At 56.3% G+C, this 26149-nt stretch carries 20 protein-coding genes and 3 pseudogenes; 5 read left to right on the top strand and 18 right to left on the bottom strand.

All coding sequences use genetic code 11. The features are described 5' to 3' along the window. The 10 genes and pseudogenes from AC3WQH_RS18620 to AC3WQH_RS18575 all read right to left on the bottom strand — a co-directional run. Nucleotides 1–280, bottom strand: a pseudogene (locus tag AC3WQH_RS18620) (hypothetical protein); the annotation flags it as partial. Nucleotides 281–347: 67 nt separating this feature from the next. Then, on the bottom strand, nucleotides 348–1580 hold the full coding sequence (locus tag AC3WQH_RS18615) for an MFS transporter (protein WP_310670669.1): 1233 nt from the start codon (nucleotides 1578–1580) through the stop codon (nucleotides 348–350). Nucleotides 1581–1872: 292 nt separating this feature from the next. Beyond that, nucleotides 1873–2505, bottom strand: a complete 633-nt coding sequence (locus tag AC3WQH_RS18610; protein WP_007785931.1) for a YcnI family copper-binding membrane protein — start codon at nucleotides 2503–2505, stop codon at nucleotides 1873–1875. Nucleotides 2506–2519: 14 nt separating this feature from the next. Next, complete coding sequence (locus tag AC3WQH_RS18605) at nucleotides 2520–3812, bottom strand: copper resistance CopC/CopD family protein (RefSeq protein WP_035423063.1); 1293 nt, start codon at nucleotides 3810–3812, stop codon at nucleotides 2520–2522. A gap of 185 nt (nucleotides 3813–3997) precedes the next feature. Next, a complete protein-coding gene (locus AC3WQH_RS18600; protein WP_005831552.1) occupies nucleotides 3998–4825 on the bottom strand; it encodes an alpha/beta fold hydrolase in 828 nt (275 codons plus the stop codon). Between the two features lie 155 nt (nucleotides 4826–4980). Then, the gene (locus AC3WQH_RS18595; protein WP_005831550.1) at nucleotides 4981–6033 is read right to left on the bottom strand and encodes an ABC transporter substrate-binding protein; all 1053 of its coding nucleotides are present in this window, start codon (nucleotides 6031–6033) and stop codon (nucleotides 4981–4983) included. A gap of 48 nt (nucleotides 6034–6081) precedes the next feature. After that, nucleotides 6082–6879: an ABC transporter permease gene (locus tag AC3WQH_RS18590; RefSeq protein WP_007785925.1), complete on the bottom strand. Its 798-nt coding sequence runs from the start codon at nucleotides 6877–6879 to the stop codon at nucleotides 6082–6084. Next, nucleotides 6876–7679, bottom strand: coding sequence for an ABC transporter permease (locus tag AC3WQH_RS18585; protein ID WP_051998943.1), 804 nt, complete (start codon nucleotides 7677–7679; stop codon nucleotides 6876–6878). The genes AC3WQH_RS18590 and AC3WQH_RS18585 overlap by 4 nt, the downstream gene beginning before the upstream one ends. Nucleotides 7680–7723: 44 nt before the next feature. Next, nucleotides 7724–8710: an ABC transporter ATP-binding protein gene (locus AC3WQH_RS18580; protein ID WP_005831545.1), complete on the bottom strand. Its 987-nt coding sequence runs from the start codon at nucleotides 8708–8710 to the stop codon at nucleotides 7724–7726. A gap of 200 nt (nucleotides 8711–8910) precedes the next feature. Then, the gene (locus tag AC3WQH_RS18575) at nucleotides 8911–9855 is read right to left on the bottom strand and encodes a DMT family transporter (RefSeq protein WP_026557808.1); all 945 of its coding nucleotides are present in this window, start codon (nucleotides 9853–9855) and stop codon (nucleotides 8911–8913) included. A 68-nt stretch (nucleotides 9856–9923) separates the two neighbouring features. Between AC3WQH_RS18575 and AC3WQH_RS18570 the strand changes: the two are divergent. After that, nucleotides 9924–10784, top strand: a pseudogene (locus AC3WQH_RS18570) (aminotransferase-like domain-containing protein); the annotation flags it as partial. 216 nt (nucleotides 10785–11000) lie between these two features. Next, on the top strand, nucleotides 11001–11600 hold the full coding sequence (locus tag AC3WQH_RS18565; protein WP_005831539.1) for a YqaA family protein: 600 nt from the start codon (nucleotides 11001–11003) through the stop codon (nucleotides 11598–11600). 440 nt (nucleotides 11601–12040) lie between these two features. Here AC3WQH_RS18565 and AC3WQH_RS18560 read toward each other — a convergent pair whose 3' ends face one another. Next, on the bottom strand, nucleotides 12041–14179 hold the full coding sequence (locus tag AC3WQH_RS18560) for an ATP-dependent Clp protease ATP-binding subunit (protein ID WP_005831536.1): 2139 nt from the start codon (nucleotides 14177–14179) through the stop codon (nucleotides 12041–12043). 257 nt (nucleotides 14180–14436) lie between these two features. Here AC3WQH_RS18560 and AC3WQH_RS18555 point away from each other — a divergent pair, with 257 nt between their 5' ends. After that, on the top strand, nucleotides 14437–14988 hold the full coding sequence (locus tag AC3WQH_RS18555) for a PadR family transcriptional regulator (RefSeq protein ID WP_005831534.1): 552 nt from the start codon (nucleotides 14437–14439) through the stop codon (nucleotides 14986–14988). 95 nt (nucleotides 14989–15083) lie between these two features. Here AC3WQH_RS18555 and rbsK read toward each other — a convergent pair whose 3' ends face one another. The 3 genes from rbsK to AC3WQH_RS18540 all read right to left on the bottom strand — a co-directional run bounded on the left by rbsK (nucleotide 15084) and on the right by AC3WQH_RS18540 (nucleotide 20480). Further along, a complete protein-coding gene (rbsK, locus tag AC3WQH_RS18550) occupies nucleotides 15084–15986 on the bottom strand; it encodes a ribokinase (protein WP_005831532.1) in 903 nt (300 codons plus the stop codon). Between the two features lie 144 nt (nucleotides 15987–16130). Next, a complete protein-coding gene (locus tag AC3WQH_RS18545; protein WP_310670475.1) occupies nucleotides 16131–16793 on the bottom strand; it encodes an immunity protein Imm33 domain-containing protein in 663 nt (220 codons plus the stop codon). 273 nt (nucleotides 16794–17066) lie between these two features. After that, nucleotides 17067–20480: a non-ribosomal peptide synthetase gene (locus tag AC3WQH_RS18540; protein ID WP_429776080.1), complete on the bottom strand. Its 3414-nt coding sequence runs from the start codon at nucleotides 20478–20480 to the stop codon at nucleotides 17067–17069. A gap of 118 nt (nucleotides 20481–20598) precedes the next feature. Here AC3WQH_RS18540 and AC3WQH_RS18535 point away from each other — a divergent pair. After that, nucleotides 20599–20910, top strand: a pseudogene (locus AC3WQH_RS18535) (SgrR family transcriptional regulator); the annotation flags it as partial. A gap of 33 nt (nucleotides 20911–20943) precedes the next feature. On the opposite strand, the gene AC3WQH_RS18530 reads toward AC3WQH_RS18535, so the two are convergent. Next, on the bottom strand, nucleotides 20944–21129 hold the full coding sequence (locus AC3WQH_RS18530) for a hypothetical protein (protein ID WP_307723513.1): 186 nt from the start codon (nucleotides 21127–21129) through the stop codon (nucleotides 20944–20946). Here AC3WQH_RS18530 and AC3WQH_RS18525 point away from each other — a divergent pair. After that, the gene (locus AC3WQH_RS18525; protein ID WP_492332195.1) at nucleotides 21119–22501 is read left to right on the top strand and encodes an ABC transporter substrate-binding protein; all 1383 of its coding nucleotides are present in this window, start codon (nucleotides 21119–21121) and stop codon (nucleotides 22499–22501) included. The two genes, AC3WQH_RS18530 and AC3WQH_RS18525, sit on opposite strands and share 11 nt — an antisense overlap. A 39-nt stretch (nucleotides 22502–22540) precedes the next feature. On the opposite strand, the gene nagA is transcribed toward AC3WQH_RS18525, so the two are convergent. The 3 genes from nagA to AC3WQH_RS18510 are packed head-to-tail and all read right to left on the bottom strand — an operon-like array spanning nucleotide 22541 to nucleotide 25902. Beyond that, complete coding sequence (gene nagA / locus AC3WQH_RS18520; RefSeq protein WP_005831523.1) at nucleotides 22541–23710, bottom strand: N-acetylglucosamine-6-phosphate deacetylase; 1170 nt, start codon at nucleotides 23708–23710, stop codon at nucleotides 22541–22543. Between the two features lie 49 nt (nucleotides 23711–23759). After that, nucleotides 23760–24830: an NAD(P)H-dependent flavin oxidoreductase gene (locus tag AC3WQH_RS18515; protein WP_492332194.1), complete on the bottom strand. Its 1071-nt coding sequence runs from the start codon at nucleotides 24828–24830 to the stop codon at nucleotides 23760–23762. Nucleotides 24831–24861: 31 nt separating this feature from the next. After that, nucleotides 24862–25902, bottom strand: a complete 1041-nt coding sequence (locus AC3WQH_RS18510; protein WP_025844532.1) for a VOC family protein — start codon at nucleotides 25900–25902, stop codon at nucleotides 24862–24864. Nucleotides 25903–26149 lie beyond the last annotated feature (247 nt).

The raw sequence follows: 26149 nt of genomic DNA, 5'->3' as shown, positions 1-26149 counted from the left end.
ATTCGTGGTACTCCGTATTTGACCTCACTCTCATCCCGCCCCTAAAGGGGGTGCTATCGCACCGTAGCGGGCTTTCTTGTTCGGAAAATCTGTAATGTTCAATGAGATTCGTCTTTGCAAAAAATGCTACCCAGCCACCGAATCCTAAATCAAAACTTTTTTTGCACGCAATGGCAAAAAGATGAGGGCCAACACCAACAAACTCTTTTTTTGCGCTACCTATGTTCCATAGGGCGCTTTCTGCCACATATACATCTACCCACAGTTCGTTTGGCTCCAAGGATATTAAACCTTGAACCGTAAGCTTATATACATCGCGCGAACTACTCTGAAACTCTTTGCGCCAGTTAACGCCTGCGCAGCACCCGCCCGAACACCGCCAGGATTGGCAGCAGTAGCAGCGCCGCCGTCAGCAAGGATGCGCGGATCGACAGGCGGTTTCCGATCCAGCCGACTGCTGGTCCTCCTGCCGTCTGTCCAAACGCGTTGGACTGGCTCATCATCGACAGGACGGTCGCCCGCACGCTGCTTTCGATGTTCAGGTTCAGCCACGTGTCGTACAGCGGGTTGATAAGTGACTCGATGGCTCCGATCAGCAGCAAGGCGGCCAGCGCATCAGGAGCCATGGCGAAGGAGATCAACGCCGCAATTTTCAGCGCGGTCAAAACGAACATGCCGACAATGACGACACGCCCGTTGTTGACATCCAGCCGCTTCTCGGCAAAGCTGACCGCGAACAGCCCGAGCAGGCTCGACAGGGCGGCAATGATGCCGAACCACATCGCCATCGAAATGTCCGCAAGCTGCGGGAAGCCAATCTCGGAAATCAAGTGCGCTTCCCGCAGGCGGTCGTATCCCTCGGAAGCTGCGCCCGTAAACAGCGTCACAAGCAAAATCAACAGCAAGATCGGCTGCCTGCGAATGACGTGTGCGCCAGACAGCCACGTCTGGGCCATTTCCCGCCAGTGGGAAGCGCCTCGCTCGCGCTCCCTGGGCGTAAAGCCCGTCTCCTGCATGAACAGGATCAAAAACACGCCAAGCCCCAAATAGATCAAGCCCCCGACCAGATAGGGCAAGTTTGGAGCCAGCGTGGACAGCCAAACGCTCAGCCCGATTCCGAGCATATTCGCCAGCAAAGAGTAGCGCTTCGCCCGCATGAAGATGCTCCCGAGCTTTTCTTCCCCCACCTCGTCCGCAATCCAGGCCGTATCGGCCCCGCTGACGAACGTGTCTCCCACGCCGAAAAACACTTGGGCAACCAACACCCACATAAACGCGGAGACAAACGGCAAAACACCATCAATGGCAGGCAAAATACCTTGCAGAACAAAAGCCGTCCCCAGCAAAAACATCCCGATAATGACAGACAGACGGCGGCTGTACGTATCCGCCACCACGCCCGTCACGCCCTCGAACAAGAGCACGGACAGCTCCAGCACCATGCCGACCAGCAAAAGCTCAAACGGATTCAGTCCCAGCGCCGCAATGTAGTAGAGCGCGTAGGTCGTAAACATCGTCGCGTTGGCGAGCGACGTCGCAAATCGTTTCGTCATATATACATGCGTTGCATTCATAACCATGGAAACAGTCTCCACCTCTTTGGGCAGATGACACGTTCCGTCTTTCCAGCCGTGATGCCGCTAGATTACTGCTCGTTATCGCGGAGAAAATCCGCACGTGCCACACTGCCACTCGTATTGTTTTCCTACTCTTGTGTTCGCTTGCGCCAATTTGATTGTGATTGACATTATTTAACACCTCCGAAAGTAATTAGCCTTCATTATAAAGTGATTCCGGAAAAATAGGTAGAGAAAAAATGAAAAATGCCGTGCAGCATATCGACTAGCTGCACGGCATTTCCGCCGTTTGGTTTTACGCTTTTTTTCTAAACAGGCTCACAATGGAGAGCAGAAGCGCCAGTCCGGAGAGCACCAGTGGCAATGTGTTGCTGCCGCCTGCACTTGCCGCCGCCTGATCTTGGGCTGGGCTTGCCGCCGGTGCAGCAGCGTCGTGCCCGTGATCGTGTCCGGCTTCCCCAACGCCCGCTTTCACTGTAGTCACGGACGCAGGCGTCTTGGAATCCTTGTCTCCGGTCCACTCCACTACTTCGCCATCCGCGTAAGTCTGATACGCTTTCCATGCGAGTGCACCTTCCTCTTTCGGGTTCGCGCCCACGAAAGCGAACTCCATGAACTCATGCGCCTTGATGCCGCCGTCTGTCGCGGTCCAGACGAGTGCTGTGTTCACGCCGTCCTTGTCTTTTTCAAACTCGTAGCTCCAGCCCGGAACTGGCTGTACGGTGTTCACTTTCACTCCAGCCGGAAATTCCAGCCTCACTTTTACTGTGTTGACGTCCTTTTCCACAGGTACGCGAACGGTATATTTTTCATAAGAGCCGGTAGTGGTTTCTTTCGGATAGACGTTGACGTGCGCTTGCGCCGCAGTCGCGAGCGTCAAAACTGCTCCTGCCACCAATACACTGCTCAGCCATTTTTTCATCTTCATGCAAAAAAACCCTCCTAGTTTGTCGCCGTTTGTTTTGCGGCTTGTGTGTTTGTCGTGTCATTCATGTCAGTCGGATAGTTGGTCTGGCTCATCCAAAGCCCTGCCAGCACAGCGACGATACCGAAAATGATTTCCCAGCGCAGCCATTTCATGCGCAGACTGCCGTTCGCCCGCCAGCGCTTCGTTTGCCGATAGGCGAGCGCGAGCATGATGCAGACGCTGACGATTTTGGCGTAGAGCAAATAGCTCCAGGCAAGCGAGCTTTGCCAAATGAGCGCCACATCGGTCTGCACGATCAGCATGAGCACTCCCGTCACGACGGCAAGTACGGCCGCCGCGGCAACCAGGCGCAAGAAGAAGGCCTTGAACGGCGCATTGCCCCGCTCTGTTTCTTTTGCCACCAGCAGCAGGTAGACGAGCGCGCCAAGCCATAGCGCCACTGTCAGGACGTGCAACAGCCGCAGCACGATCGACAGCCAGACAGGAGCAATCCCCCAGGCATGGCCGCCAAAAGCTTGCGCGCCAATCAGCAGTACCCAAATTCCCGCGTACCAGCCAGATACCATGTTCGGAATAGCCAATAGCAGCAGGAGCAGAAAGGAGACGATCAGCATGACGGCAAACGGAGACTGCGCGAGCAAATGGCTGTCAAACTGCCACAGGGCTTGCGTCAAGGAAACGGCCGTCAACGATTCGTCGTACAAAAACCAGAGAAAAACAAGTCCCACGAGCGCAAGCGCCCAGCCGATCTGCCTGCCAATCCCGATCAGCGCCCGAAGCGTCGGCAAACCGTAGCGCTGTCCTCGATCGGCAATCAGATACAAACCGCCGCCGAGCAAAATAATCCCTTGCGCAAGGTAACGATAGACGATCAAATAATTCGTATCCGTCTGCTTTGCCCCGGGCGGCACCACGACCGCGCTTTTTTGCCCGATGGAAAAGGTCAGGCGCTCCTCAACCGGATGGCCGTCTTCGGATACGACCGCCACGATCACCGAGTACGTCCCTTCCGCCAAATCCGCCGGCAACTGCGCATTCACCTGCGAAGCATCTCCCGGCTGCAAGGTCGGTCGCTGCATTTGTATTTCCTTGCCGTCCCAGTCAAACAGGCGTACGGTGACGAGATCCGGCTCCAGCGTCTCGGTAAAGCGCATGGAAATTTGTCCCGGATTCGCCTGCAGCACCTCGCCGTCTTTCGGAGTGCTGCCCATCATGCCTGCATGGGCATAGGCCGAATTGGTTCCAATCGCAAGCACAAGAAAAAAGGCCAGCGAAAGCACGGTCCATAGCCGCTTCATGCTGTGCATCAGCCAATCACCTACTTCCTTCGCCTTTTCGTCACTAATCCTATCAAAATCGTCTGTGAATCTGTATGGCTACATCGGGCTATCTGCTGTGACGATTTTTTGAAGCAGCCGAATATACCAGCAAAAAAAGACACCTACGAGTAGTTTTTCCCGCGTGGTGTCTTCTTTTGCTGCACGTCTATGCATTACTCGTCGCTTTGCTGCTTGAGGAAGCGCAGAATGAGCTCGTTTACCACTTCTGGCTGGTCCATCGGCGGGATGTGGGCCGAATCTGTCAAAATGACCTTTTCAGCCCGCTCGATCCGCTCAGCCAGCTCGTCAGCGATTTGCAAAAAGTCGATGTAATCGCGTGCTCCCGCAATGACCAGCGTGGGGGCCTTGATTTCCCCCAGACGCTCTTTTGGAGGGGGAGTGAGTCCCACGAGTCCTTCTCCAAAAGCAGGCAAAGAAAAGGCGTTTCGACTCATGCTTGCAAACAGCTCACGCGCTTTTGCCCGCTTGGTATTCGCCGCACAGCCAGGTCCGTCAAACCACATCCGGGTATTCTGCTCCAGCGCTTCCTCTGTCTTTTTGGCTTCCAGCAGTTGATGAAACTGTTCCATATCCCGCAATCTCTGCTCGCTTCTCGAATGGCCAAACAGCCCCGACGAGATCAAAACCAGACTTTTCACCATTTGCGGGTACACAAGCGCAAACTCCTGGGCTACCATTCCCCCAAAGGAAAGACCCGCCACGTGTGCTTTTTCGATGCCCAATCCCGCCAATACAGCACGTACATCATCGTATAGCGTAAAAGGCAAATTCGTCGCAGGTGTTTTGCCAAAGCCGCGGAGGTCAAAACGAATCACCTTGTACGATTCCGCCAAAGCCGCTACCTGCTCATCCCACATCCTGTTGTCCAGATTGAACCCGTGAATCAACAGAAGCGGCTCGCCTTCCCCAGCCATTTCGTAGTAAAACCGCGTTCCATTCGCTTCCAGAAAGCCTGAATCGACTGCTTGTCCAGTTTCCATATTTTTCACCTCTCCTTCCGTCTACTATCTCATCTCTGCTTCTTGTTTGTCCAACCAACGCTGCACAAGCAGAGCTTTCGCAAGCAACCGCTTGCTGCTTTACAGTAGAAACAAAAAAACCGAGACGGGATTTCTCCCAGCCTCGGTCTTCGTTGTTACCTGCCGCTCTTCATCTCTGTCCAGTAGCGGTCGTATTCTTGCAGCGTATCGCCGACGTCGACCAGCCACTCGGCGCGGTCGATGTCCGCTTTGTCCAGGAAGATCATCTTGTTGGAACGGTATTCTTCGCTGTGCAGCGGGTATGCTTGCTCGTTCGGGTTGCTGTAGCCGATGGATTCGTAGTTTTTCACGCTGACCTCAGGGTCCATCAGGTAGTTGATGAACTTCTCGGCCAAGTCTTTGTGCTTGGCTCCTTTTGGAATCGCCAGCGTGTCCGCCCAGATCGTTGCGCCCTCTTTTGGAATGACGTACTCCACATCCGGGTTTTGGCCGTTGATGATCGCAGCGTCGCCAGACCAGACCGTACCGATCCACGCTTCCTCCGCGATCATTTTTTGCTTGATGTTGTCCGTATCAAAAGCCATGACGCCCGGCAACATTTTTTTCAGGTCCGCGAACGATTTTTCCAACTCGTCCTTGTTTGTTGTGCTGTTGGAAAAGCCGTTTTTAATCAAAGCCATCCCCATGACTTCACGCGGGTCGTTCAGCATGATGACGCGGCCTTTGTACGCTTCGTTCCACAGATCGCTCCAGCTTGTCGGGGTTTCTTTGACGTACTTCTTGTTATAGGCAATCCCGGTAATGCCCCACGTGTAGACGAGCGAGTACTTGTTCTCCTTGTCAAAAGGAGGCGTCTTGAACGTGGACACGATGTTTTTCATGTTCGGGATGTTCTCTTTGTTCAGCTCTTCCAACAGGCCGAGCTGAATCATGGTCGCGACCATGTAATCGGACGGCTGGATCAGGTCGTAGCCCGAGGCGCCCGCCTGGATTTTCGCCAGCATTTCCTCGTTGCTGCCGTAGATGTCGTAGTTGACCTTGACGTTGTACTTCTGCTCAAAATCTTTAATGACGTCGAGGTCGAAGTTGTCGGCCCAGGAGTAGATGTTCAATACTTGCTGTTCTTGCTCGGACGATGAGCAGCCGACTGCTGTCACCGCGAGGACGGCGGTCAGGGCGCCGATCATCATGGACTTGAAACGTTTCATTTTTTCTTCTCAACCTCCAAATCGGTATGGGATGTTTTTTTCGGTCGACTAAAAATGAATCTGACCGTTTTTGGAATCCTTGCGGCGGAACAGCTCGGCGATGATGACCAAAAGCACTGTGCTTACGATCAGCAGCGTCGAAAGCGCATTGACTTCCGGCGACACGCCTCGCTTCACCAAACCGTAAATGTATAGCGGCAAGGTGGTCGAATTCGGACCAGCCACGAAGAACGAAATAATGAAATCATCCAGCGATAGCGTAAACGACATTAAAAAGCCGGCGACGATCCCAGGCATAATCAAGGGCAGCGTCACATGGCGCAGCGTCTCCCACGGGGTCGCGCCCAAATCTTGTGCGGCCTCCTCCAGCTCCTTGCCCATATCGGCGAGGCGGGCGGAGATGATGACCATCACGTACGGCATGGAAAACGTCACGTGCGCCATAATCAGGGTCCATTTGCCAAGCTCGATGTGCGCTTGGCTGAACAAAACCAATAGGGCCAGTCCCATCATGATCTCGGGAATGACGATCGGCAAGTAAATCAGCCCGTTGACGATGTTGCGCCAGCGCAAGGAATAATGCTTGATCGCAAGCGATGCGGCCGTGCCGAGAACAGTCGCCAGCACGCTGCTGATGACGCCGATCGACAGGCTGTTCATCAAGGCCTGCATCACCTGTCGGTTGTCAAACAACGATACATACCACTTCCAGGTGAATCCGTTCCACGTCGCATTGATGCGCGAATCGTTGAACGAGTAGAGCACGAGAATGGCAATCGGCAAGTACAAAAAGACGAGCATCAGCCAGGAGTAGCCGGTCAGCGTATGTCTGCGCCATGTTTTCATGCTGCTCCCTCCTTCGCTTCGCCCGCTTTGACCGCGCGGAAGTAGAGAAGAATGAGAAGCATCGACAGAAGCATCAGCACGATGGACAGCGCCGAGCCAAACGGCCAGTCACGCGCCGAGAGAAACTGGTTCTGGATGACGTTTCCGATCAGGGCTGACTTCGCTCCGCCCATCACATCCGGGACGACGAACATCCCGATGGAGGAGACGAACACGAGAATTGATCCGGTGACGACGCCTGTTTTGGTCATCGGCAACGTCACTTGCCAGAACGCTTTCCACGGAGTCGCCCCGAGGTCGTAAGCGGCTTCCAGCTTGCGGCGGTCCATCTGCTCCAGCGACACGTAAATCGGCAGCACCATGAACGGCAAAAGCGTGTACACCATGCCGAGCAGCACCGAGCCGGAATTGTACAACAGCGGCAACGGTTCCGTGATAAGCCCCAGCGACTGCAAAATCGTATTGACGACGCCTTGCGAGCGCAGGATGATGACCCAGGCGTAGGACCGGACGAGGAAGTTGATCCAGAACGGAATCATCACCAAGAGCAGCCAAATTTGCTGCGAAGACTTTTCCAGCCGGGAGATGTAGTACGCGAGCGGATAGCCGCAGACGATCGACAAAAACGTCGTCAGGATGGCGACCACCAGCGTGTCCGCGAAAATTTGCCCGTACAAAGGGTCCAGGATGCGAATGTAATTGTTCAGCGTAAACTCATAGACAACTTGCCCGTATGTGCCTCTTTTTAAAAACGATAACAGCGCAATCAGGAGCATGGGCAGGACGAAAAGCACACCCATCCACAAAAGGGCGGGTGCCGCGAGCAGTTTTACCGGCTTTTTGTTCAACAAGTCAGGATCACCTCGTCCGTCTGCGCCCAACCAAGAGCTACCCGATCTCCCACCTTCCAGTCCAGGCCGTCGCCCGCATACTGATGCGCCATTACCGTCATGTCCTGGCTGTCCAGGCGGATAAACACTTTGCGCAGGTTGCCGAGGAATACCGCGTCGGTAATCGTCCCCTGCTTCTTGTGCTTCTCAGGCTCCGTATGCGGCTGATACAGCTTGATCTTTTCCGGACGGACCGCTGTGTTCGTGCCGTTTTCGCGGAAAATGTTGTTCTCGCCGATAAACGTAGCGACAAACAGCGTTTGCGGATGGTTGTAAATCTCTGCCGGGGAAGCAATCTGCTCGATCCGTCCCTTGTTCATGACCGCGATCCGGTCTGACATCGCCATCGCTTCTTCCTGGTCATGGGTGACGTAGATGAACGTGATCCCGAGGTTTTTTTGCAGGTTTTTCAGCTCCAACTGCAAGCTTTTGCGCAACTGGTAGTCCAAGGCGCCAAGTGGCTCGTCCAACAACAGGACGCGCGGATTGTTGATAATCGCCCGGGCGATCGCTACCCGCTGCTGCTGTCCGCCAGAGAGCTGCTTCGGCGTGCGCTTTCTCAGCTCGGTCAGTTGCACGTACTGCAACACTTCCTCCAGGCGCTTCTTTTGCTCACTGGCACTTACCTTTTTCATTTTCAATCCGAACAAAATGTTTTGCTCGACAGTCATGTGCGGAAACAAGGCGTATTGCTGGAACACCATGTTCATGTCCCGTTGGTAAGGAGGCACATGGGTGAGCGGCTTCTCGTCGAGAAAAATCTCCCCGGAGGTCGGCTCCTCAAATCCAGCAATCATCCGCAAAAGCGTCGTCTTGCCACAGCCGCTCGGGCCGAGCAACGTCAAAAACTCCCCTTCTTCAATGGAGAGAGAAAAAGAGGGGACGACGATGGAACCGTGAAAGCTTTTTTCAATTGAATCCAGATGAATAATCGTTTTCATTCTGTCATCTCACCATATGTCATTATACTCATAGCAATCTAGGTAACTATATCGTGTTAGCTGGTTTTTGTAAACAGTTTCACCCGCATTGGCCCCTGATTTTTTTTGCAGATCGTCCTCCAGACAAAACCGAACAAAAACAAGACGGAGCAGCACCAATGTTCTCTGCTCCGTCGCCTGTTCGGACTGCCCGCTGCCCGCTACAGCGAAGGCGATTTTGGCGTGCGCCCAACCTGTGCTGCGCGCTGTTTGTTCCCTAGGAAATTGGTCCCGACTACGCCCAAAATAATCATGAGAGCGCCGAGCAGGTGGTAGTAGGCGAGCTGTTCTTGCAGGAAAAGCGCGCCAGCCGCAATCGTCACGATCGTAGACAGGTTGTTGAATACACTCATTTTTGACGCTTCCATTTTCGAGAGGGCAAAATTCGTCATGAACGACGTCACCAACGAAGACAGCACCCCCAAGTACAAGATTGCGATGACGAACGGCGAATGGCTGAACGGCACGAAAAAGGCGGACAGCGTTCCTTCCGAGCCGTGCCGGATCAAAGCCAGCGCATTAAATGACACAAAACCGATAACCGAAACCATATACGTTACGTCTATATAATGGAAGGCTTTTGTCATCTTCTTGGCGAGCACGCTATACCCGGCCAGCGAAAGAGCCGACAGCAGGATCAAAACCGTCCCGATGCTGTCGCCCATCCCCACCCCCGCTCCTTTCATCGCGAAAATGAACACGACGCCCGCGACAGACAGGAGCGTGGACAGCTTTTGCAGCCAGGTCGACGTCTCTTTCAGAAACAAGGCGGCCATTATCATCGTGAAGATCGGCACTGTCGCCGTAATAATGCCCGCCTCCGACGATGTCGTGTAGACCAGCCCGAACGTCTGCAGCCCGAAAAAGAGCGCCGGATAGAGCAAGGCAAGCGGCAGAATGGACAACATATCCCGCGGCTTGATCGACAGCCGAATCCAGCCGCACACAAGCGGAATCGAAGCTGCGACAAGCGCCACCGTAAAGCGGTGCGCCATCGTATCAAGCGGACTTGCTGCCGTGAGCGCCATTTTGACGAAAAGAAAAGACAGGCCGACGATCAGGGCATTCAGCAGGGCAGCCAGTATCGCTTTTGGTTGATCTTTCAAACAAATCTCTCCTCAATCGTTGCATATGCAACTGTTCTTCTTGCTTTCATAGTAATGTGGCGCCAATCGTGCTACAATGCAAAAAAAGCCGATCTGTACCGATACACAATCTCGCAAGCCTCGCCTACCAGGACGGAGACAAGCTGCCCTCCATCCGCGAGCTGTCTGCCCGGTATCAATGCAGCAAAAGCACTGTCATTTCGGCTTTGAACGAACTGGAAAAGCGTCACCTCATCTACTCGGTAGACCGCAGCGGCTTTTACGTCGTGAAATAAGAGCGGGAAGCCGAGCAAAAGGATACAGACATCATCGACTTTGCCACCTCTGCCCCTGATCCGGACGTGTTTCCCTATCTCGACTTCCAGCACTGTATCAATAAAGCGATTGAGACGTACCGCAACGATCTGTTTCTGTACGGCACTCCCAAAGGCTTGCCGACGCTGATCCCCGTGATCGCCAGGCACCTCGCGAACCATCAGGTGTTTGCCAAGCCTGCGAACATGTTCATCACGGCAGGCGTTCAGCAGGCGCTGTCCATCTTGTGTACGATCCCGTTTCCGAACGGCCGGGAAACCGTGCTGATCGAGCAGCCAAGCTACCACCTGTTTATCGAATATGTGCAGTTACACAAGCTTCCGGTAAAAGGCATCCGGCGAACGGCGCAAGGGATTGATCTGGACGAGTTGGAACGACTGTTTCGTACAGAAAAGATCAAATTTTTTTACACGATGCCGCGCTTCCACAGCCCGCTCGGAACGACGTACAGCCGCAAAGAAAAACAGCGGATTGCCGAGCTGGCGCAGCAATACGACGTCTACATCGTGGAAGACGACCATATGGCGGATCTGGAGCACGACAGCAAGGCAGACCCGCTGTTCGCCTACGACCGCTTCGGCCGCACGATTTATTTGAAAAGCTATTCCAAGATTCCCAGAGAAAATATATTGAAGCTAGACGTATCCAACGTCAAGGAAGAAGCGGTTGAAAAAGGAATCAATCAGTTGATGGCGGTATTGCATGCGATGCGGTTATAATGAAGAAAGGTAAAAATCCGGCGCGAGCTTGATTGGCGGTTCGCAACATGACTCTACCCATTTTTTCCGCCGCAGCAGGCGGATTTTGAGAGATGGACAAAGGAGAATGAAATGGTTCAGAACGTTTTAGATTTTTTGATGGAATACGGCATTTGGGGAGTCGTCATCCATTCTTTTGCAGACGCCATCATCTTCCCCGTTCCCGTGTTCTTTCTGCAGGTTTCATTAAGCCTGATCGATCCATCCTCGGGTTTATGGATTGCTACGGCAGGATATATCGCCTGTCTGCTTGGAACACCAGTCGGTTACTATCTCGGCAAACTCTTGGGTCACTCTGTCCTGTACAAACTGCTCAAAAAAGAATGGATTGACTCGGCGACGGAGATGTTTCAAAAACGGGGCGAAGTCGCCATTTTTGTCGGCTCGTTTACGCCGATCCCGTTCAAAGTGTTTACGATCTTGTCCGGCTGTCTGAACTACCCGCTCTGGAAGCTGATTGGCTACGCGGCCATCGGAAGGGCTGTCAAATTTTACGTCGTCGGCTTCCTGTTTTATTATTATGGGCGGATGGCGGAAAACATGGTCGGTCATGTCTCCTTGTACGTGTTTTTGCTGATGATCCCGATTTTGTTGATAGGACTCCTGGTGCGAAAAATTCGGGCAAAAAGACAACTGCTGCATACGGTGAACAAGCAAGCGGGAAATGACTGAATCGTCCGCAAGCAAAAAAGAACCCCCCGGCAAAAGAGGCCACTGAAAAAGTCTTTACTTACAAAGAAGGTACAGTCCCCTCATTTTTGAGGCGGCTGTACCTTTTTCTATGTATACTTAAAGCATCACGGCGAAAGGGTTGAAGCCCCATGTTCCAGCCACAGATCTCATTTGCGTTTAGTCCCTACACCGCACTCTATGACCTTGTTGTCCCTAAAGATAACATGTTGCGCCAAATCAATGAACTTGTGGATTTCTCCTTTATATATGACGAATAAAAGGGAAATGCAGTATCAAAAAAGCGACACCTGCCAGGAAAAACGGAACAGGTGTCGCTTATTTTTTTACAAAAATCTCAAGTCACCGGCAAAACCTAAGTTCTTCAGTGGCCTCGGCAAAAGGGGTTCTTCTCGTTTCGGGACCTGCCGTCTGGCGGGTCTTTATGCTTTTTTCACGCGAATGCGGTCTTCCTCGACATCGACTACGATCGAGCGCACATCCGCTTCCTCCATCACCAGGTCGGCGATGCCGTCCTCTACGTACTGCGAAATGACACGGCGCAGCGGACGCGCCCCGAATGCGGGGTTGTAGCCCAGCTCTGCCAGCTTTTCCTTGGCGGCGTCTGTAACGGCAAGCTCCATGCCTTGCTCTTTCAGATTTGCCATGACATCTTGCAGCAGCAGCTCGACGATTTTGACCAGATCGTGTTTTTCCAGATGAGCGAAAGAAATGATCGAGTCGAAGCGGTTCAAAAATTCCGGCTTGAAGTACGCGCCCAGCGAGTCGAGCACGGTGCCAGGCTTAGGCGACTCTGCTCCGAAGCCGACGGAGATTTTGCGCTCGGTCACACCCGCGTTGCTCGTCGCGATAATGACGGTTTCCTTGAAGTTCACGGTGCGGCCCTGGCTGTCTGTCAAGCGGCCGTCCTCCAAAATTTGCAGGAACATGTGCATGACGTCAGGGTGTGCCTTTTCAATCTCATCGAGCAAAATGATGCTGTACGGGTTGCGGCGCACGCGCTCGGTCAACTGCCCTGCTTCCTCGTGGCCCACATACCCTGGTGGCGAACCGATCAGCTTGGAGACGGAATGCTTCTCCATGTACTCGCTCATGTCAAGACGGATCATCGAATCGCGCGTACCGAACAGCTCCTCGGCGAGCGCCTTGGACAGCTCGGTTTTCCCTACGCCAGTCGGCCCGACGAACAGGAAGGAGGCAATCGGTCTGTTTTTCGGCTTCAGTCCGGCGCGGCTGCGGCGAATCGCCTTGGCGACCTGTTTGACGGCTTCGGACTGGCCGATCACTTTGGCTTCGAGATGCGCCGCCAAATTTTTCATCCGCTCTTGCTCGTCGCTTTGCAGCTTGCGGACCGGAATGCCTGTCTTTTGCTCGATCATCTCCTGAATGTCTGCCACTTCGACCTGCACGCGATTGGCCGCTCCATCCAGTTGATCGAGCTTGGCGAGAATTTCTGCTTCCTCGTCGCGCAGGCGGGCTGCTTGCTCGTAGTTTTCTTGCTCGGTCGCGGCTTTTTTCTCCTGGTTGATTTGCGCCAGCCGCTCATGCAGGTGGGCGGTGTCTGCCCCGGACGAACGCAGGTTCAGGCGCGAGCCCGCTTCATCCATCAGGTCAATCGCCTTGTCAGGCAGGAAACGGTCCTGAATGTAGCGGTGCGAGTATTCCACGCAAGCCCGGATCACGTCGTCGGAGTAGGAGACTTGGTGGAACGCCTCGTACTTCGGACGCAGCCCTTGCAAAATTTCGATGGCGGCTTCCACTGTTGGCTCTTTGACCATCACTGGCTGCAGGCGGCGCTCCAGCGCAGCGTCTTTTTCGATGATGCGGTACTCTTTCAATGTGGTAGCCCCGATCAACTGCAGCTCGCCGCGCGCCAGGGCAGGCTTGAGGATGTTGCCTGCGTCCATGGAGCCTTCCGCAGAGCCAGCGCCTACCAGCAGGTGAATTTCATCGACGAACAAAATGACGTTTTTACGCGCTTGCAGCTCGGCGATGACTTGCTTCATCTTTTCCTCGAACTGCCCGCGAATCCCTGTGCCCGCTACCAGCGAAGCGACGTCCAGCACGTACACCTGCTTGTTTTTCAGCTTGGCAGGCACTTGCCCTTCGGTAATGCGCAGCGCCAGTCCTTCCGCAATCGCCGTCTTCCCTACCCCTGGCTCCCCGATCAGAACCGGGTTGTTTTTGTTGCGGCGGTTCAAAATCTCGATGACGCGCTCGATTTCCTGGTCGCGTCCGATCACCGGATCGATCAGCCCGGCGCGCGCCGCATCGTTCAAATTGCGGCCCAGCTCGTCGAGAATGCCGCCGCGGTCCGGTGCTTGCGGCTCTTGCGCTTTAGGCTTGCCGCCCTTCGCTTGCGCCTGGGCGAAGCCTTGCAGGAACTCGTCCAGACCGGAGAAGGAGGAAAACGGAGTGAAGCCCATGCCCATGCCGATTCCCATTTTGCTGCCCAGCTTGGCGTGGCATTCCTTGCAAAGCTGGTAGGCTTGCCGGTTGTTTTGCACTTGTATATGAACGGAAACAGTTGCTTGTCGTTGTTTGCAGATTTCGCATTGCATGTTTTCATACCCCCAAAATGTTTATTTTGGAATGTTGACGTGCACGTTTTGATTCCCGGAAGGTTCAGTGTCGTTTGACCTTCTCTGACCTTCGATGACTTTATTATAGTTTGACCTTCTTTGACTTTCAAGAGGGTTTCTTTGGATTTTGCACATAAGCTTGGGAAAAGCTAAGCAGGACGCAGGTTCGCTATTGCCTCGCCGAAAAACCCTTCCTATAATGATCTTGAGATTCGTAAAAGTCAGGGGGCTTTCACTTGAACACACTCGCGTATGGACTCCTGGGGCTGGTCGCCCGCACGCCCAGTTCTGGCTACGATTTGATGCTCCAGCTTCAACCATTTTGGCAGGCCAAGCACAGCCAGATTTACCCGCTGCTGGCCAAGCTGGAACAGGAGGGCTACCTGGAGTTCACTCGCATCCACCAGACGGATCGTCCTGATAAAAAAGTGTATTCGATTACAGAAAAAGGGCAGATCGCGCTGCAAGTCTGGCTCAGTGAGCCGGCAGCAGAGCCTGTCGTCCGGGACGAGCTGGTCCTGAAAACGTACTGCCTCGGGCTCGCTGATGAAAATGCCGCTGCGACGATGTTTGTCGAGCGCATCCAGCAATGCCGCGAGCATCTGGACATGTACGAGCACTACATTCAGGAGTACCAGGCTGATGCTGTCGACCATCCCCACCCGCCCGACCACCCGGACCATCCGGCGTTTGGCGAGTACATTTTGCTCTCGTGGGGAGCGCGGCGGATGAAAGAAGACATCGCCTGGTGCGAATGGGTTCTGGAGCTGTTGCAAAAGCGCGGATAACGAACAAGGAAAAGCAAAAAGCAAACGAGCCTTTGGAACTGTTCGCTCCAAAAACCGTTTGCTTTTTCGTTTGGTCTGCATGAATTGTGGTTTCCTTAAAACGCGTGCGCCTCTACTTCCGCAAGCGTCGGGAGGGACGGCTGCGCCCCGCGTCTGGTCACGACGATCGCCGCCACTCTGCTGGCGAATGCCGCCGCTTCTGCTTCCGGCATCCCTTTGGCGATCCCGACGGCAAAAGCCGCGGTAAACGAATCGCCAGCCGCCGTCGTGTCCACAGGCTCTACCCGGCAAGCAGGGACGTGCGTCGCCCCGTCTGGGGTCACCAGCAGAGCGCCTTTTTCGCCCAGCGTCACGATAACCCGCTTGGGCCCGCTTGCCAAGAGCTTTTTCGCCGCCGCCTCGACTTCTGAAAGCGTAGCAGTCGGCATGCCGCTCAAGCTCGCAAGCTCTGTCTCGTTTGGCGTCAACGTGTGGACGTACTGCAGCAGCTCAGGTGACAGCGCCTGCGCCGGAGCCGGATTCAAAATAACCAGCTTGCCGAGTCCGGACGCCTTTTTCACGACGTACTCCACTACGGGAAGCGGAATTTCCAGTTGCAGCAGCACGACGTCGCTCTCCACAAGAATGGACAGGTTCTGCTCGATGTGCTCCACGCTCATTTGCGCATTGGCTCCCGGGACGAGCACAATGTTGTTTTCCCCGTCATCGCTCACATTGATAAAAGCCATGCCCGTCGTCCCCGAGCGTTTGATTCCTTCCACGTGAACGCGCGCCTCTGTCAAGCTGTTCAGCATCTTGCTCCCGTTCTCGTCTTCGCCCACCATCCCGATCATGGAAACGTGTGCGCCGAGACGCGCGGCGGCCACTGCCTGATTGGCCCCTTTGCCGCCTGGAATCAGCCGGAAGTCATGACTGGAAATCGTTTCTCCTGCCTTGGGCAGATGGTGGACGTGGGAGACGAGATCCATATTGATGCTTCCTACTACTGCGATTTTCACAACGTGCTACCTCCCCTGTCTCTTCGTGCTCGCTTTTTCCCCACCCATGATAACATCACCATTTGCTGGCTTCAATAAAGACTGCCAGTAGCCCATTTACGCGCTGGTGCGTCGTTGCAAACGTTGTCGGTATCCTGGCCGCTTCTAGTGCAGCGTCGGCCACACGTTTTCGTCATGTTCGTCCAGCACCGCCTCAATCTGGTCACCCTTGAGCACGGCGATGTAGCCGCGCGGCAGCGCCAACGCCTGCAAAAGAGACGGACGGCGTTTTAGCAGTTGGAAAATGTAGTACGATTCCAGCCCGTCGCTGTCCACCTCGCCCTGTACAGGCCCGAGATACCAGCCGGAGTCGCCTGCTTCTGCTTGTTCGGCGCGCTGCAAATAGACGTGCTCCTCTTCTAGCGCCCCTTTTGCCACTACGATCTTGTCCTGGAACAGCGCGGTTTCTCCTGCGAGCTGCAACGTTTGCAGACAGTGGTTTTGCGCCATCTGGACGTAGAGGGACACGGACAAGTCGCGGTTTGTTTCTGTAAACGGATTCGTGTCGTAGTCCGGTGCGACAATTTCCATTTGTCCTTCGTGTCCCTCTCGTTCATTGACAATTAAAATTGTCCAGCCTACTTGAATTTTCGCGCCGTTTCGCAGCGGCCCGCTCTCGTTTTCCACATCCGCAAACAGATCGAGCAAAAAATCGGCCTGCTTTTCCAGAAACTCCCGGCAGGTCACGACGAAGGTTCTGTTGCCGATCTGTTTGGTGCGTTGACAGAGGGGCGACTGCTCTTTGATCGGGGAGTCGCTATGGCTCATCGGTACCATCCTTTCTCATTCGCCCGCTTGGGCCGACAAAATCGTTGCTGGAGCGGAATTGGTTGACTCGTTGGCAATAGGGTACCACGAATGCCCAGGCAGCGCAGCCTTTTCCCCCTGGGACCAAAGCAGGAAAAAAGCTGCCCGGTAGCGTCTGCCTTCCGAAAAAAAGAAGAGGGATGCTCCCTGCTGTCCTGCTTTTTTTAGCACGCACAGCGGAGCCATCCCTCTCAAGACGCATTGTCGCTCTTCATTTCCCGAGGTTGCGGGCGTTTATTTTTGCGTGAACGGCGCTGCCAGCAGTTGCGCCAGCTTGCTTGCATTCGGCTCGACCATGCAACTGAAGTGGTTTCCTGCGATCGTCGTCACTTCCAGCTCGCCCAGGCACACATCTTGCCAGAACGCAAGAGTCGTATCATCCGTGCGCGGCAGGAACAAGAACGGCTCGCTCGCCAACAGGAAGCGGATGTCGCCCATGTACGGCAGCGGCGTATAACGGGCGGCCTTGAAGCTTTGGCGGAACACCTGGCACAAGCCTTCCGCCATCTCGATCGGCATCTCTTCCCCGGTTGCCTTGGCTTTCGCGCAGACGTAAGCCGCGAAGCGCTCCCGTTTGCTGACAGCCGCCATGTTGCGGAACAGCTCTCCGACCCGATCCAGCCCCGCGTCTCCGCCGATGGTCACGGCGGCGCCTTGCGGGATGCAGTCCCCATGCTGTTCAACCAGCTTCATGACGCCGCGCGCCAGGTCATTTTCATCGACCTGCCCAAAGCCTGCCTGCGCCAGCGTGATGTTCAGGTTGGGCACAAACAGCGTTTCGACGAGCAGATCGTCATCCACTTCGGTGAAGATCGGCGGAATGTCGATCAGCACGAGATCGACGACCTGAATCCCTCGCTCCATCAGTCGTCTGGCGACCTCGACGGCAATCAGGCCGCCGAGGGAGTAGCCGATCAACTGCATTTCGCTGTGGCCGCCTGCCAGCAGGCATTCGGCGTAGTCGTCAGCCACAGTCTCGATCAGCTCGGACGGCTCCAGTGAGCAGTATTTTTCCATATCGGCAATTGCCACCCCTACGATGCTGCCCGTTTTTTGCGCTTGGAGGTGCAAAAGCAGAGGCCGGAAAATGTCCATCGTGCCCAAAACGGCGTGGAACACGACGCGGAGCGGCCCTTCCTGCGCGCTGCCGTACGGAATCAGCACGGCATTGCTGGAGCCGTCCTGCTTGCCGGGCCACACAGCTACGCTCTCGCGCTCCGTAACTTGTCTGCGCGAGCGGATGAACTCGGCCAGATCGGCGACTGTCGGGTAGTTCAGCATTTGCCGCAGCAGGGCGTCGAACGGAATCGCTTCGTGCTCCGGGTCCTCCGCCAGCTTGTCGCGCAGCTTTCCTGCCACCTGCGCCATGATGAGCGAGTCGGCGCCATGTTCGTAAAAGCTTTGCGACTTGCCGATGCCAGCCAGGCCGAGCGCTTCCGCCCACAGCCGGGCAAGCTCTGTTTCCAGCGCGTCCAGTCCTTCCTCGACGAAAGCCGCCGCCACCTGTGTCCCGTTGGCAGCAGGACGCCATTTTGCCAAGGTGCGCCGGTCTACCTTGCCGTTTCCGGTCAACGGCAGCGCATCGACTACTTGCAAGTGCTGAGGCAGCATGTAGGCAGGCACCTGTCCGGCCAAAAACGCTTCCAGCTCCGTCGCCTCCACTGCCAGGCGCTCCTGCTTCATCCGTTTGGCAAACAGGTGGAACCCGAGCGCGGTCAGCTTGTCGTCCTCTTGCGGCAGCAGCAGCAGCGGCTCGTTTTCCTCTTCCTGAAGCTGGCGCAGCCAGTCGTGGCGATCGAGGTAGGACGTCTCCAGGCGCAGCTCGTCTCCCGGCTCCATCATCATGAACGCCTGCGAGGCCAAAATCCACAAATGCTCGATAGTCGGCTCGGTGAAGACGAACCAGCCGCCCGGGCGAATCAGCTCCCGCAGCCTGCGCATGCTCGCCGGGATGTCGCGGGCATTTTCCAGTACCCCGGCTGCCAGCACGACGTCGAAGCTGTTCGGCGCAAAGCCTTGGGCGCGGTAGTCCTGGTCGACGTCAAAGACTCCGAAGCTTACGTGCGGATACTGGGCAAAGCGCTGTTTGGCGCCCGGAATGAAAAACGGGGCCACATCGGTAAAGACGTATTCGATCGGGTAGCCTTCGAGCGCCTTGAGGACATGTCCTGTCGTCGCTCCGGTTCCGGCTCCGACCTCCAAAATCCGCAGCGGCTTGCTCCCTTGCTTTTCGGCGATGCGCTGTAAAAGCAGGCACATGCATTTGTTCAGGTAGTTCGCCATGATGTGCTCGATATACAGCGTATGGACGTGGTCGAATTTGCCCTCCGGGAACAGGAGCGCTACCGGGTCCTCCTGGCCGCCGAGCAGCTCCGGCAGCTTCTCGGCGTTTTTGCGGACGTAGGCGGTAAATCCTGCCGTCCCCAGCATGTTCGTCCAGATCGCCTCTGCCTCTGTCCAGTTCTCGCGGACAAGCTCGTCATCTACGGCAAGCTCGCTGCGGTACTGCCCTTTCGCCTGCTCGGTCAGCATGCCCGCTTCGGCGAGCTTCGCCACCCAGCGCCGCGCCAGCCAGTGGTATTTCGGCAGGATGCTCCCCGCTTGCAGCACTTCTTCCAGCGATTGCGCCTGGCCTTTTGCAAAAAATCCGAGCGTTTGCAGCGCGCGCAGCATCGAATGGAGCACGGCCCGATCCAGGCTGGCCATCGCTTCTTCGATTTGCCGGGCGCTGATGTGCGCCGCGATCTCCCCTGCCGCCTCGCCGATACCGCTCGTCAGTTGCGCAAATTCGGCCGCTTCGGCTGTGCGGTCACGGTCCTTTTTGCGGGCCGTCTCCACGATTCCGAGCAAAGCCGGCTCGTCGCTCGCCTCATCCAGCACGACGCCTGCTGCGGCTACTGCCGGATGCTTGAGTAGCGCTGATTCGATTTCCCCCAGCTCGATGCGGTGGCCGCGAATTTTGACCTGGTTGTCTTCGCGGCCCAAAAACTCGATTTCGCCGCCCGGCGTATAGCGGCCCAAATCTCCTGTGCGATAGAGCCGCTGTCCATCTGCCGGATGCAGGAAAAAGCGCTCTGCCGACAGCTTCTCGTCGCCCACGTACCCTTGGGCCAGGCCGTGTCCGGTAATGTACAGCTCGCCCGTTACCCACACGGGGCAATCGCGCAGTTGCGAGTCGAGCACCCGGAAGCCCTGGTTGGCGAGAGGACGTCCGTACGGGATGCTGCGCCAGTTTGGCAAAAGTCCTTTGTACAGATGGTAAATAGACCAGATCGCCGCTTCCGTGGCACCGCCCATGCTGACCGTCTGGGCAAACGGCAGACGTTTTGCCATCTGATCGGGCAGCGTCAGCGGAATCCAGTCGCCGGAGAGCAGCGCCAGACGCAAGCTGGACAGGCACACTTCCGGGATGCCGTCCAAATAGGTGACGAGCATCTCCTCGATCCGGTCGTGGCCGATGTACTGCGCAAGCGTCGTATCCAGGTGCGAGTAGGCTCCGGCTACAAACAGGTTGCCGAGCAGCAAGTTGAGGAACACTTTGTCGGTGAAGACGATCCGCGCCATTTCGCGCATCGTTACAGAGGTCGAACGCTCGCGCAGCTCTTGCTTGAACAGGTGCATGAACACGACCAGGACGGCCGCGTACACCGCTTCCCCATTCCTGTTTTTGGTCTGTCGTGTTATCTTCAGTATATTGATCCGACAGAGGGTAAAAAGGGTAAGCTTTGCGTGAGTTCTGTCACCTTTTTGCACAGGAAGGGGGGCTTTGTACGTTACCGTTCTTTATTTTTTAAAGCTGCGCCAGTTTTTTCAACAAGAAGCAACGGCAAAGCCGTTCCCCGTCACGATTGAAAAGCTGAGCGGGCTTTGGCACTGCACGCCTCGCAACGCCAAGCTGATCGTGCGCAAGCTGGCTGAATTAAACTGGATCGAGTGGCAGTCCGGCCGCGGCCGTGGCCATGCCTCCGTCCTGACGTTTGTCGCCGATGCCGATGCGATTTTGCTGCAGGAAGGGAAGCAGCGCATGGAGCAAGGCGACGTCAAGGAAGCGATGGAACTATTGAACCGCTTCGGCAAGCCTGCCGTCAAAGAACAGTTCATGGAATGGCTGTCAGCAGGACTCGGGTATTGCACGTTGAACGAGGCGAACCGCTATCAGGACGTGTTGCGCTTCCCCGTCTACCGCACGATTGTCACGCTGGACCCCGGAAAGCTGTATTACCACTTCGACGCGCATTTGGTCGGACAGTTGTTCAATACGCTCGTTCAGTACGACGCGGACAGCCGTGCGATTCATCCGAGCACTCGCCCATTCCTGGGAGCACAGCGCCGACCACCGGGAATGGACGTTTCACTTGAAGAAAAACATCCTTTTTCATCACGGCCGGGAGCTGTCCGCGCGCGATGTCGTGTTTTCCCTGGAACGGCTGCGCGCAAACCCGGACTTGTACGAAGCGAGCTGGATGTTCCGGGGAATCGAACAGATCGGGGCGGTCGATGCCAGAACGGTGCGGATCGTGCTGCAGGAGCCGAATTACTTGTTTTTGCGCCTGCTTGCGGCCCCTCCTGCCAGCATCGTTCCAGAGGAGATCGTCCAGGAGGCGGCGGAGACGTTTGGGAAAAATCCGGTTGGCACCGGCCCGTTCCAACTGGTCCGCCTCGACGAAGAGATTTGTATTTTGGAGGCGTTCCCGGCTCATTTTCAGGGCAGACCGCAGCTCGACCGCGTGGAAATTCTGCTGTTCCCCGACCTGGAAACAGGCAGCCTGCGGGAGCCGGACTGGACCGCTGTCATGATGTCGCACGAAGCGGCGGCGAAGGCGGAGGCATTGCGGGAGGCAGCCGTTCGCGCCAGCAGCGACTGGTGTGATCTGGAGACGCTGTTTTCCTGCTGCAACCTGCTCATCTTCAACCAGCGGCTGACAGGCCCGCAAAACCACCCGAAGTTTCGCCAGGCGCTCGATCTGTTGATCGATCGCGAGCTGATGGTGGCGGAATTGGGCGGAGATCGCATCTATCCGGCCAAAGGCTTTCGCCCGTACTCCCCCGCTCTGGCGACTTTGGCTGCGGACAGCGCTCCCCGTCAAAATCGCGCGGACATTGCCGCATTGCTGGCAGAAAGCGGTTATCAGGGAGAGACTTTGCGGCTCGTGACGACATCCTACCATGAGCCGGACGCCCGCTGGATTCAGGCGCGCTGCCAGTCCTGCGGCATCCCGGTCGAAGTCGCCATCCGCGAACCGTTCGAATTTGCGGACCACGGGACTCTGCCCGCGCATGACTGTCTGCTTTTCGGAAATGCTTTAGACCAGGATGAAATCAGTGAACTAGAAATGTACATGCAAAAAAACTACTTCCTGCCCGCCTTCGATGCCGCCCTGGCCGAGACGATCGACAAAGAGCTGTCTGCCCTCTTCCGGGAGGCTGACGAGTCTGTGCGGCGGCAACAGCCCGCACGAGTGGAAGCGAAGCGCTCATCAAGGAACACCATGCCGTGCTGTATCTCGTGCAGAAAAAAACGCAAACCTCCTATCACAAATCGGTTCGCGGCGTCTCCATCCATCCGTCCGGCTGGCTCGACTTTCAAAAAATCTGGTTTGGCCCCAATGCCTTGCAGCCAACAAAAGCGTAAGCGTCGTCCCCCAAGCAAAAAGCAGTCCGAGCTGTGAAGCTGACAGCTCGAACTGCTTTTTTTCACCCTTGCCTTTTCAATTGGAGCGCGCGTACACGTTCTTTCCGGCAACGAATGTCATCGCCACGTCAAAATTTTCATCCAGCACCGCAATGTCCGCATCGTAGCCGGCTGCCAGGCGGCCTTTTCGCTCGCCGTAGCCGAGAATCGAGGCAGGCGTATGGGAGGCCATCTCTACCGCTTCCGGCAGCGGCACGCCGCTGAGCGTCACCATGTTGCCGACTGCCCTGTTCAACGTCAGGATGCTTCCAGCGAGCGTCCCGTCGGCCAGCTTGGCCTGATTTTCACGGACGCGCACCTCTTGCCCGCCGAGATCGTACGTTCCTTCGCCCAGCGCCGCCGCCCGCATGGAGTCGCTGACCAGCGCGAGCCGCTCTGCCGTTTTCACCCGGTACAAAATGCGCATCACCGCCGGATGAACGTGAATGCCGTCTGCAATCAGCTCGGTGCTCAGATGCTCGTGATACATCGCCGCTCCGACGACGCCCGGCTCCCGGTGATGCAGTCCGGTCATGGCGTTGAAGCAGTGCGTGAAATGGCGCACGCCTGCGTCGACCGCTTCAGCCGCCTGGGCAAACGTCGCTCCGGTATGCCCTGCCGAGACGATCACGCCCTGTTCCTTCAGCCAGGCAATCGCTTCGAGCGCCTCCGGCTGCTCCGGCGCGATCGTCACGACCTTCATCAGACCTTGCGCCAGTTCGTACAGCCGCTGTACGGCTTCCAGCTTGGGCAGCGCGATGTTTTCTTCCTTTTGTGCCCCTTTGTAGCGCGGGTTGATCCACGGCCCTTCCAGATGAATGCCGATCACCTGCGCCCCCAAAAGCCCCTGCCTGCTGACCTGCGCGATGTTTTCCAGCACAGGCTCCAGTTCCTCGTAAGGCGCTGTCATCGTCGTCGCCAAAAACGAGGTCACGCCATACCGCGCCAGCGCCGTGGAAATCGCCTGCAAAGATTCAGGCGTGCCGTCCATCGTATCGTGTCCGTCAATGCCGTGCATGTGCATATCTACGAAGCCAGGGCAAATCCAGCCTGTCCCTGTTGCCACCACCTCTGTCGGCAACGGCTTGGCGTAGCCCGCTGCGTCCCCGGCATACACAATCGTTCCGTCCGCCACTACGACCAAGCCGTCTGCGATTGCTTGCCCCTCTGCGATGATTTTCCCTTTGAGAGCGTACTCCTGTTTCATGTTGCTTTCCTCCGTCACGGCACTGCCGTAGTCTGTTGATCGGGCTGCTCTACACGAGGCTGCCGCATACCCGCTTCGTTTCCTCCACCAACTGCAAGACGAGCTCGCCCGCTCCCAGCTCTCTACCAAGTGGCGCTGCCTGCCCGGCCCACATCGACATGTACGCTGTTTGCTGCTGTTTGCCGGAAGCGGCGCGAATGTCCTTGGTCAGCGCATTTTGCACCGGATAGGTCGGCAGTTCGTGCTCCAGCGGCGCCATTTTTCGCATGAAGTCGTTCTGGATGCCTCTCGCCCATTTTCCGGAAAAGGCACGCGTCAACACGAGGCTCTCGTCGCTCGTCTCCCGGATGGCTTGCTTGTGCAAAGGATGCGCTCCGCTTTCCGCACACGTCAAAAACGCCGTTCCGAGCTGTGCCGCCTGCGCTCCCAGCGCGAAAGCGGCGGCGATGCCCCGTCCGTCCATGATCCCGCCTGCCGCGATGACAGGAATTTTCACCCGATCCACAATCTGCGGCACCAATGCCATCGTGCCGATCAGATTGTTGGGAGCGTCCGGCAAAAACGAGCCGCGATGCCCGCCCGCTTCACTGCCCTGCGTTGCAATCATGTCCACTCCGCAAGCTTCGAGAGCTACTGCCTCGCGCACCGTCGTAGCCGTCCCGATGACCGTCACCCCTTTTTGCTTCAACGCCTGGAGCGAGCGCGCATCGAGCATGCCAAACGTAAAGCTGAAGACCGCAGGCACTTCTTCCAGCACGACGGCCAACTGCTCGGCAAAATTTTCGGCGAAGCTCGTGACCTCAGGATTTTCCGGGATGTCCAGCTCGCGCCGCACCTCGTTGAGCGCCGCAGCCACATTCGCCGCGATCGGCTGCTCCTGGTCGAAGTCTTCCGGGATGAACAGATTGACACCAAAAGGCTTGTCTGTCCGCTCGCGAATGGCGTGTATCGCTTCGCGGATTTGCTGCGGACTCATGTAGGCCGCTCCGAGCGTGCCCAGTCCGCCTGCTTCCGAGACGGCTGCGACCAGTGCCGGCGTAGTTGCTCCCCCCGCCATCGGCGCCTGGATGATCGGCCATTTGATTTGCAGACGTGACGTAACCGGATTTCCTTTCCACATGCTTCATCCACTCCCTTTGTCTGTTGCTTTTTTACTTGCGAGACCAGCCCTCGCTTTGCAGCCGTTCGAGAAAATGCGCCAGCACACGGGCAGTCAGTCCCCAGATGACTCGTCCGTCCAGCTCGTAAAACAGATGCTCGACCGTGCCTGTGCGCCACGGATACCGTTTGCCGCCGGGAATCAGATGGTAAGGAAAGTCTTCCTCCGGCTCGGTGACAAGCGCTGAGGTGTACGTGGAAGGCTCGGCGGCAGCCAGCCGCTCAAGCGCGATGACGAACACCTCGCCGACCTCGTCGGGATTCGGCTTCATGTCCGCGATCCCCTCCACGTAGCCTACAAACGGGTAAATAGCGGCATGTCCCGGCCCGATCAGCCGATCCAGCTCGCCGACGTAGTGAATCTTCTCTAACGGCACGCCCAGCTCCTCGCTCGTCTCCCGGCGCGCCGTCGCCCACCTCGACGCGTCGCCTTCCTCTGCGCGGCCGCCGGGAAAACAAATTTCGTTCGCCTGTCTGCGCATCGTGCTGGCCCGCTTTTCAAACAAGACCCCGAGCTTGCCGTCGTCCATTTTCACCAACGGGAGCAAAATGCCAAACACCCCTGCTTGCTGTGCGCCCATGATCCCCGGCTCGCGCTGCTTGAGCACGTCGGAAATTGCCTGGACGGCCGCTTCCTTCGCCAACAGATCAGCAGCTTGCGCATACTCCGCCACTTCAATGAGGTTTTGATCCGGGTCGCGCACGTAGACAGAGCGAATCGGTCCGGTAGCCCCCGTCCGCTGTACAGGCCCCGCCTCGATCTCGACTCCACATGCGGTTATTTTCTCGATGACTTGTTCCAGTGGCACTGCTGCGATCAGGCATATGTCGGCAGAGCCAGGTTGCGGGTGCCGCGCTTTCGGCTCAAATTCGCGTCCTGCCAGATGAAGGTTGATTTTTTGCTGTCCAAAGTGCAATGCCCGCCTGCCATTGTCAAAAGTTACAACCTGCATGCCAAGCACGCGCTCGTAAAACTGGCAGGTTGCTTCCAGATCACGGACAGTCAAAACCAGATGGTCCAGTCGGTCGATCACGCTCATCACTCCTTCCTGTCCTGTCCCGTCCCTGAACGATTGCTGGCTCCCCTCTTCTTGCCGTTAGCCAAGCTGTCTGAAAACCCTTTCTGCTACCACCATTATACAACCAAACTGCGCATTACCAACCGCGAAAGGAGAGACTGGCGGTTTCTTTTGCACAGAACAGCCCGGCGTAACGGGCCGAAACGCTTGTCCTACCAGGCGGGGCCGACCGACTGGACACAGCGCAGTCGCCCATCAAAAA

This window comes from Brevibacillus sp. FW301-21C12A (genome assembly GCF_058788915.1).
Note: the sequence above shows the minus strand (reverse complement) of the source record. Positions and strands in the feature narration are given on the sequence as shown.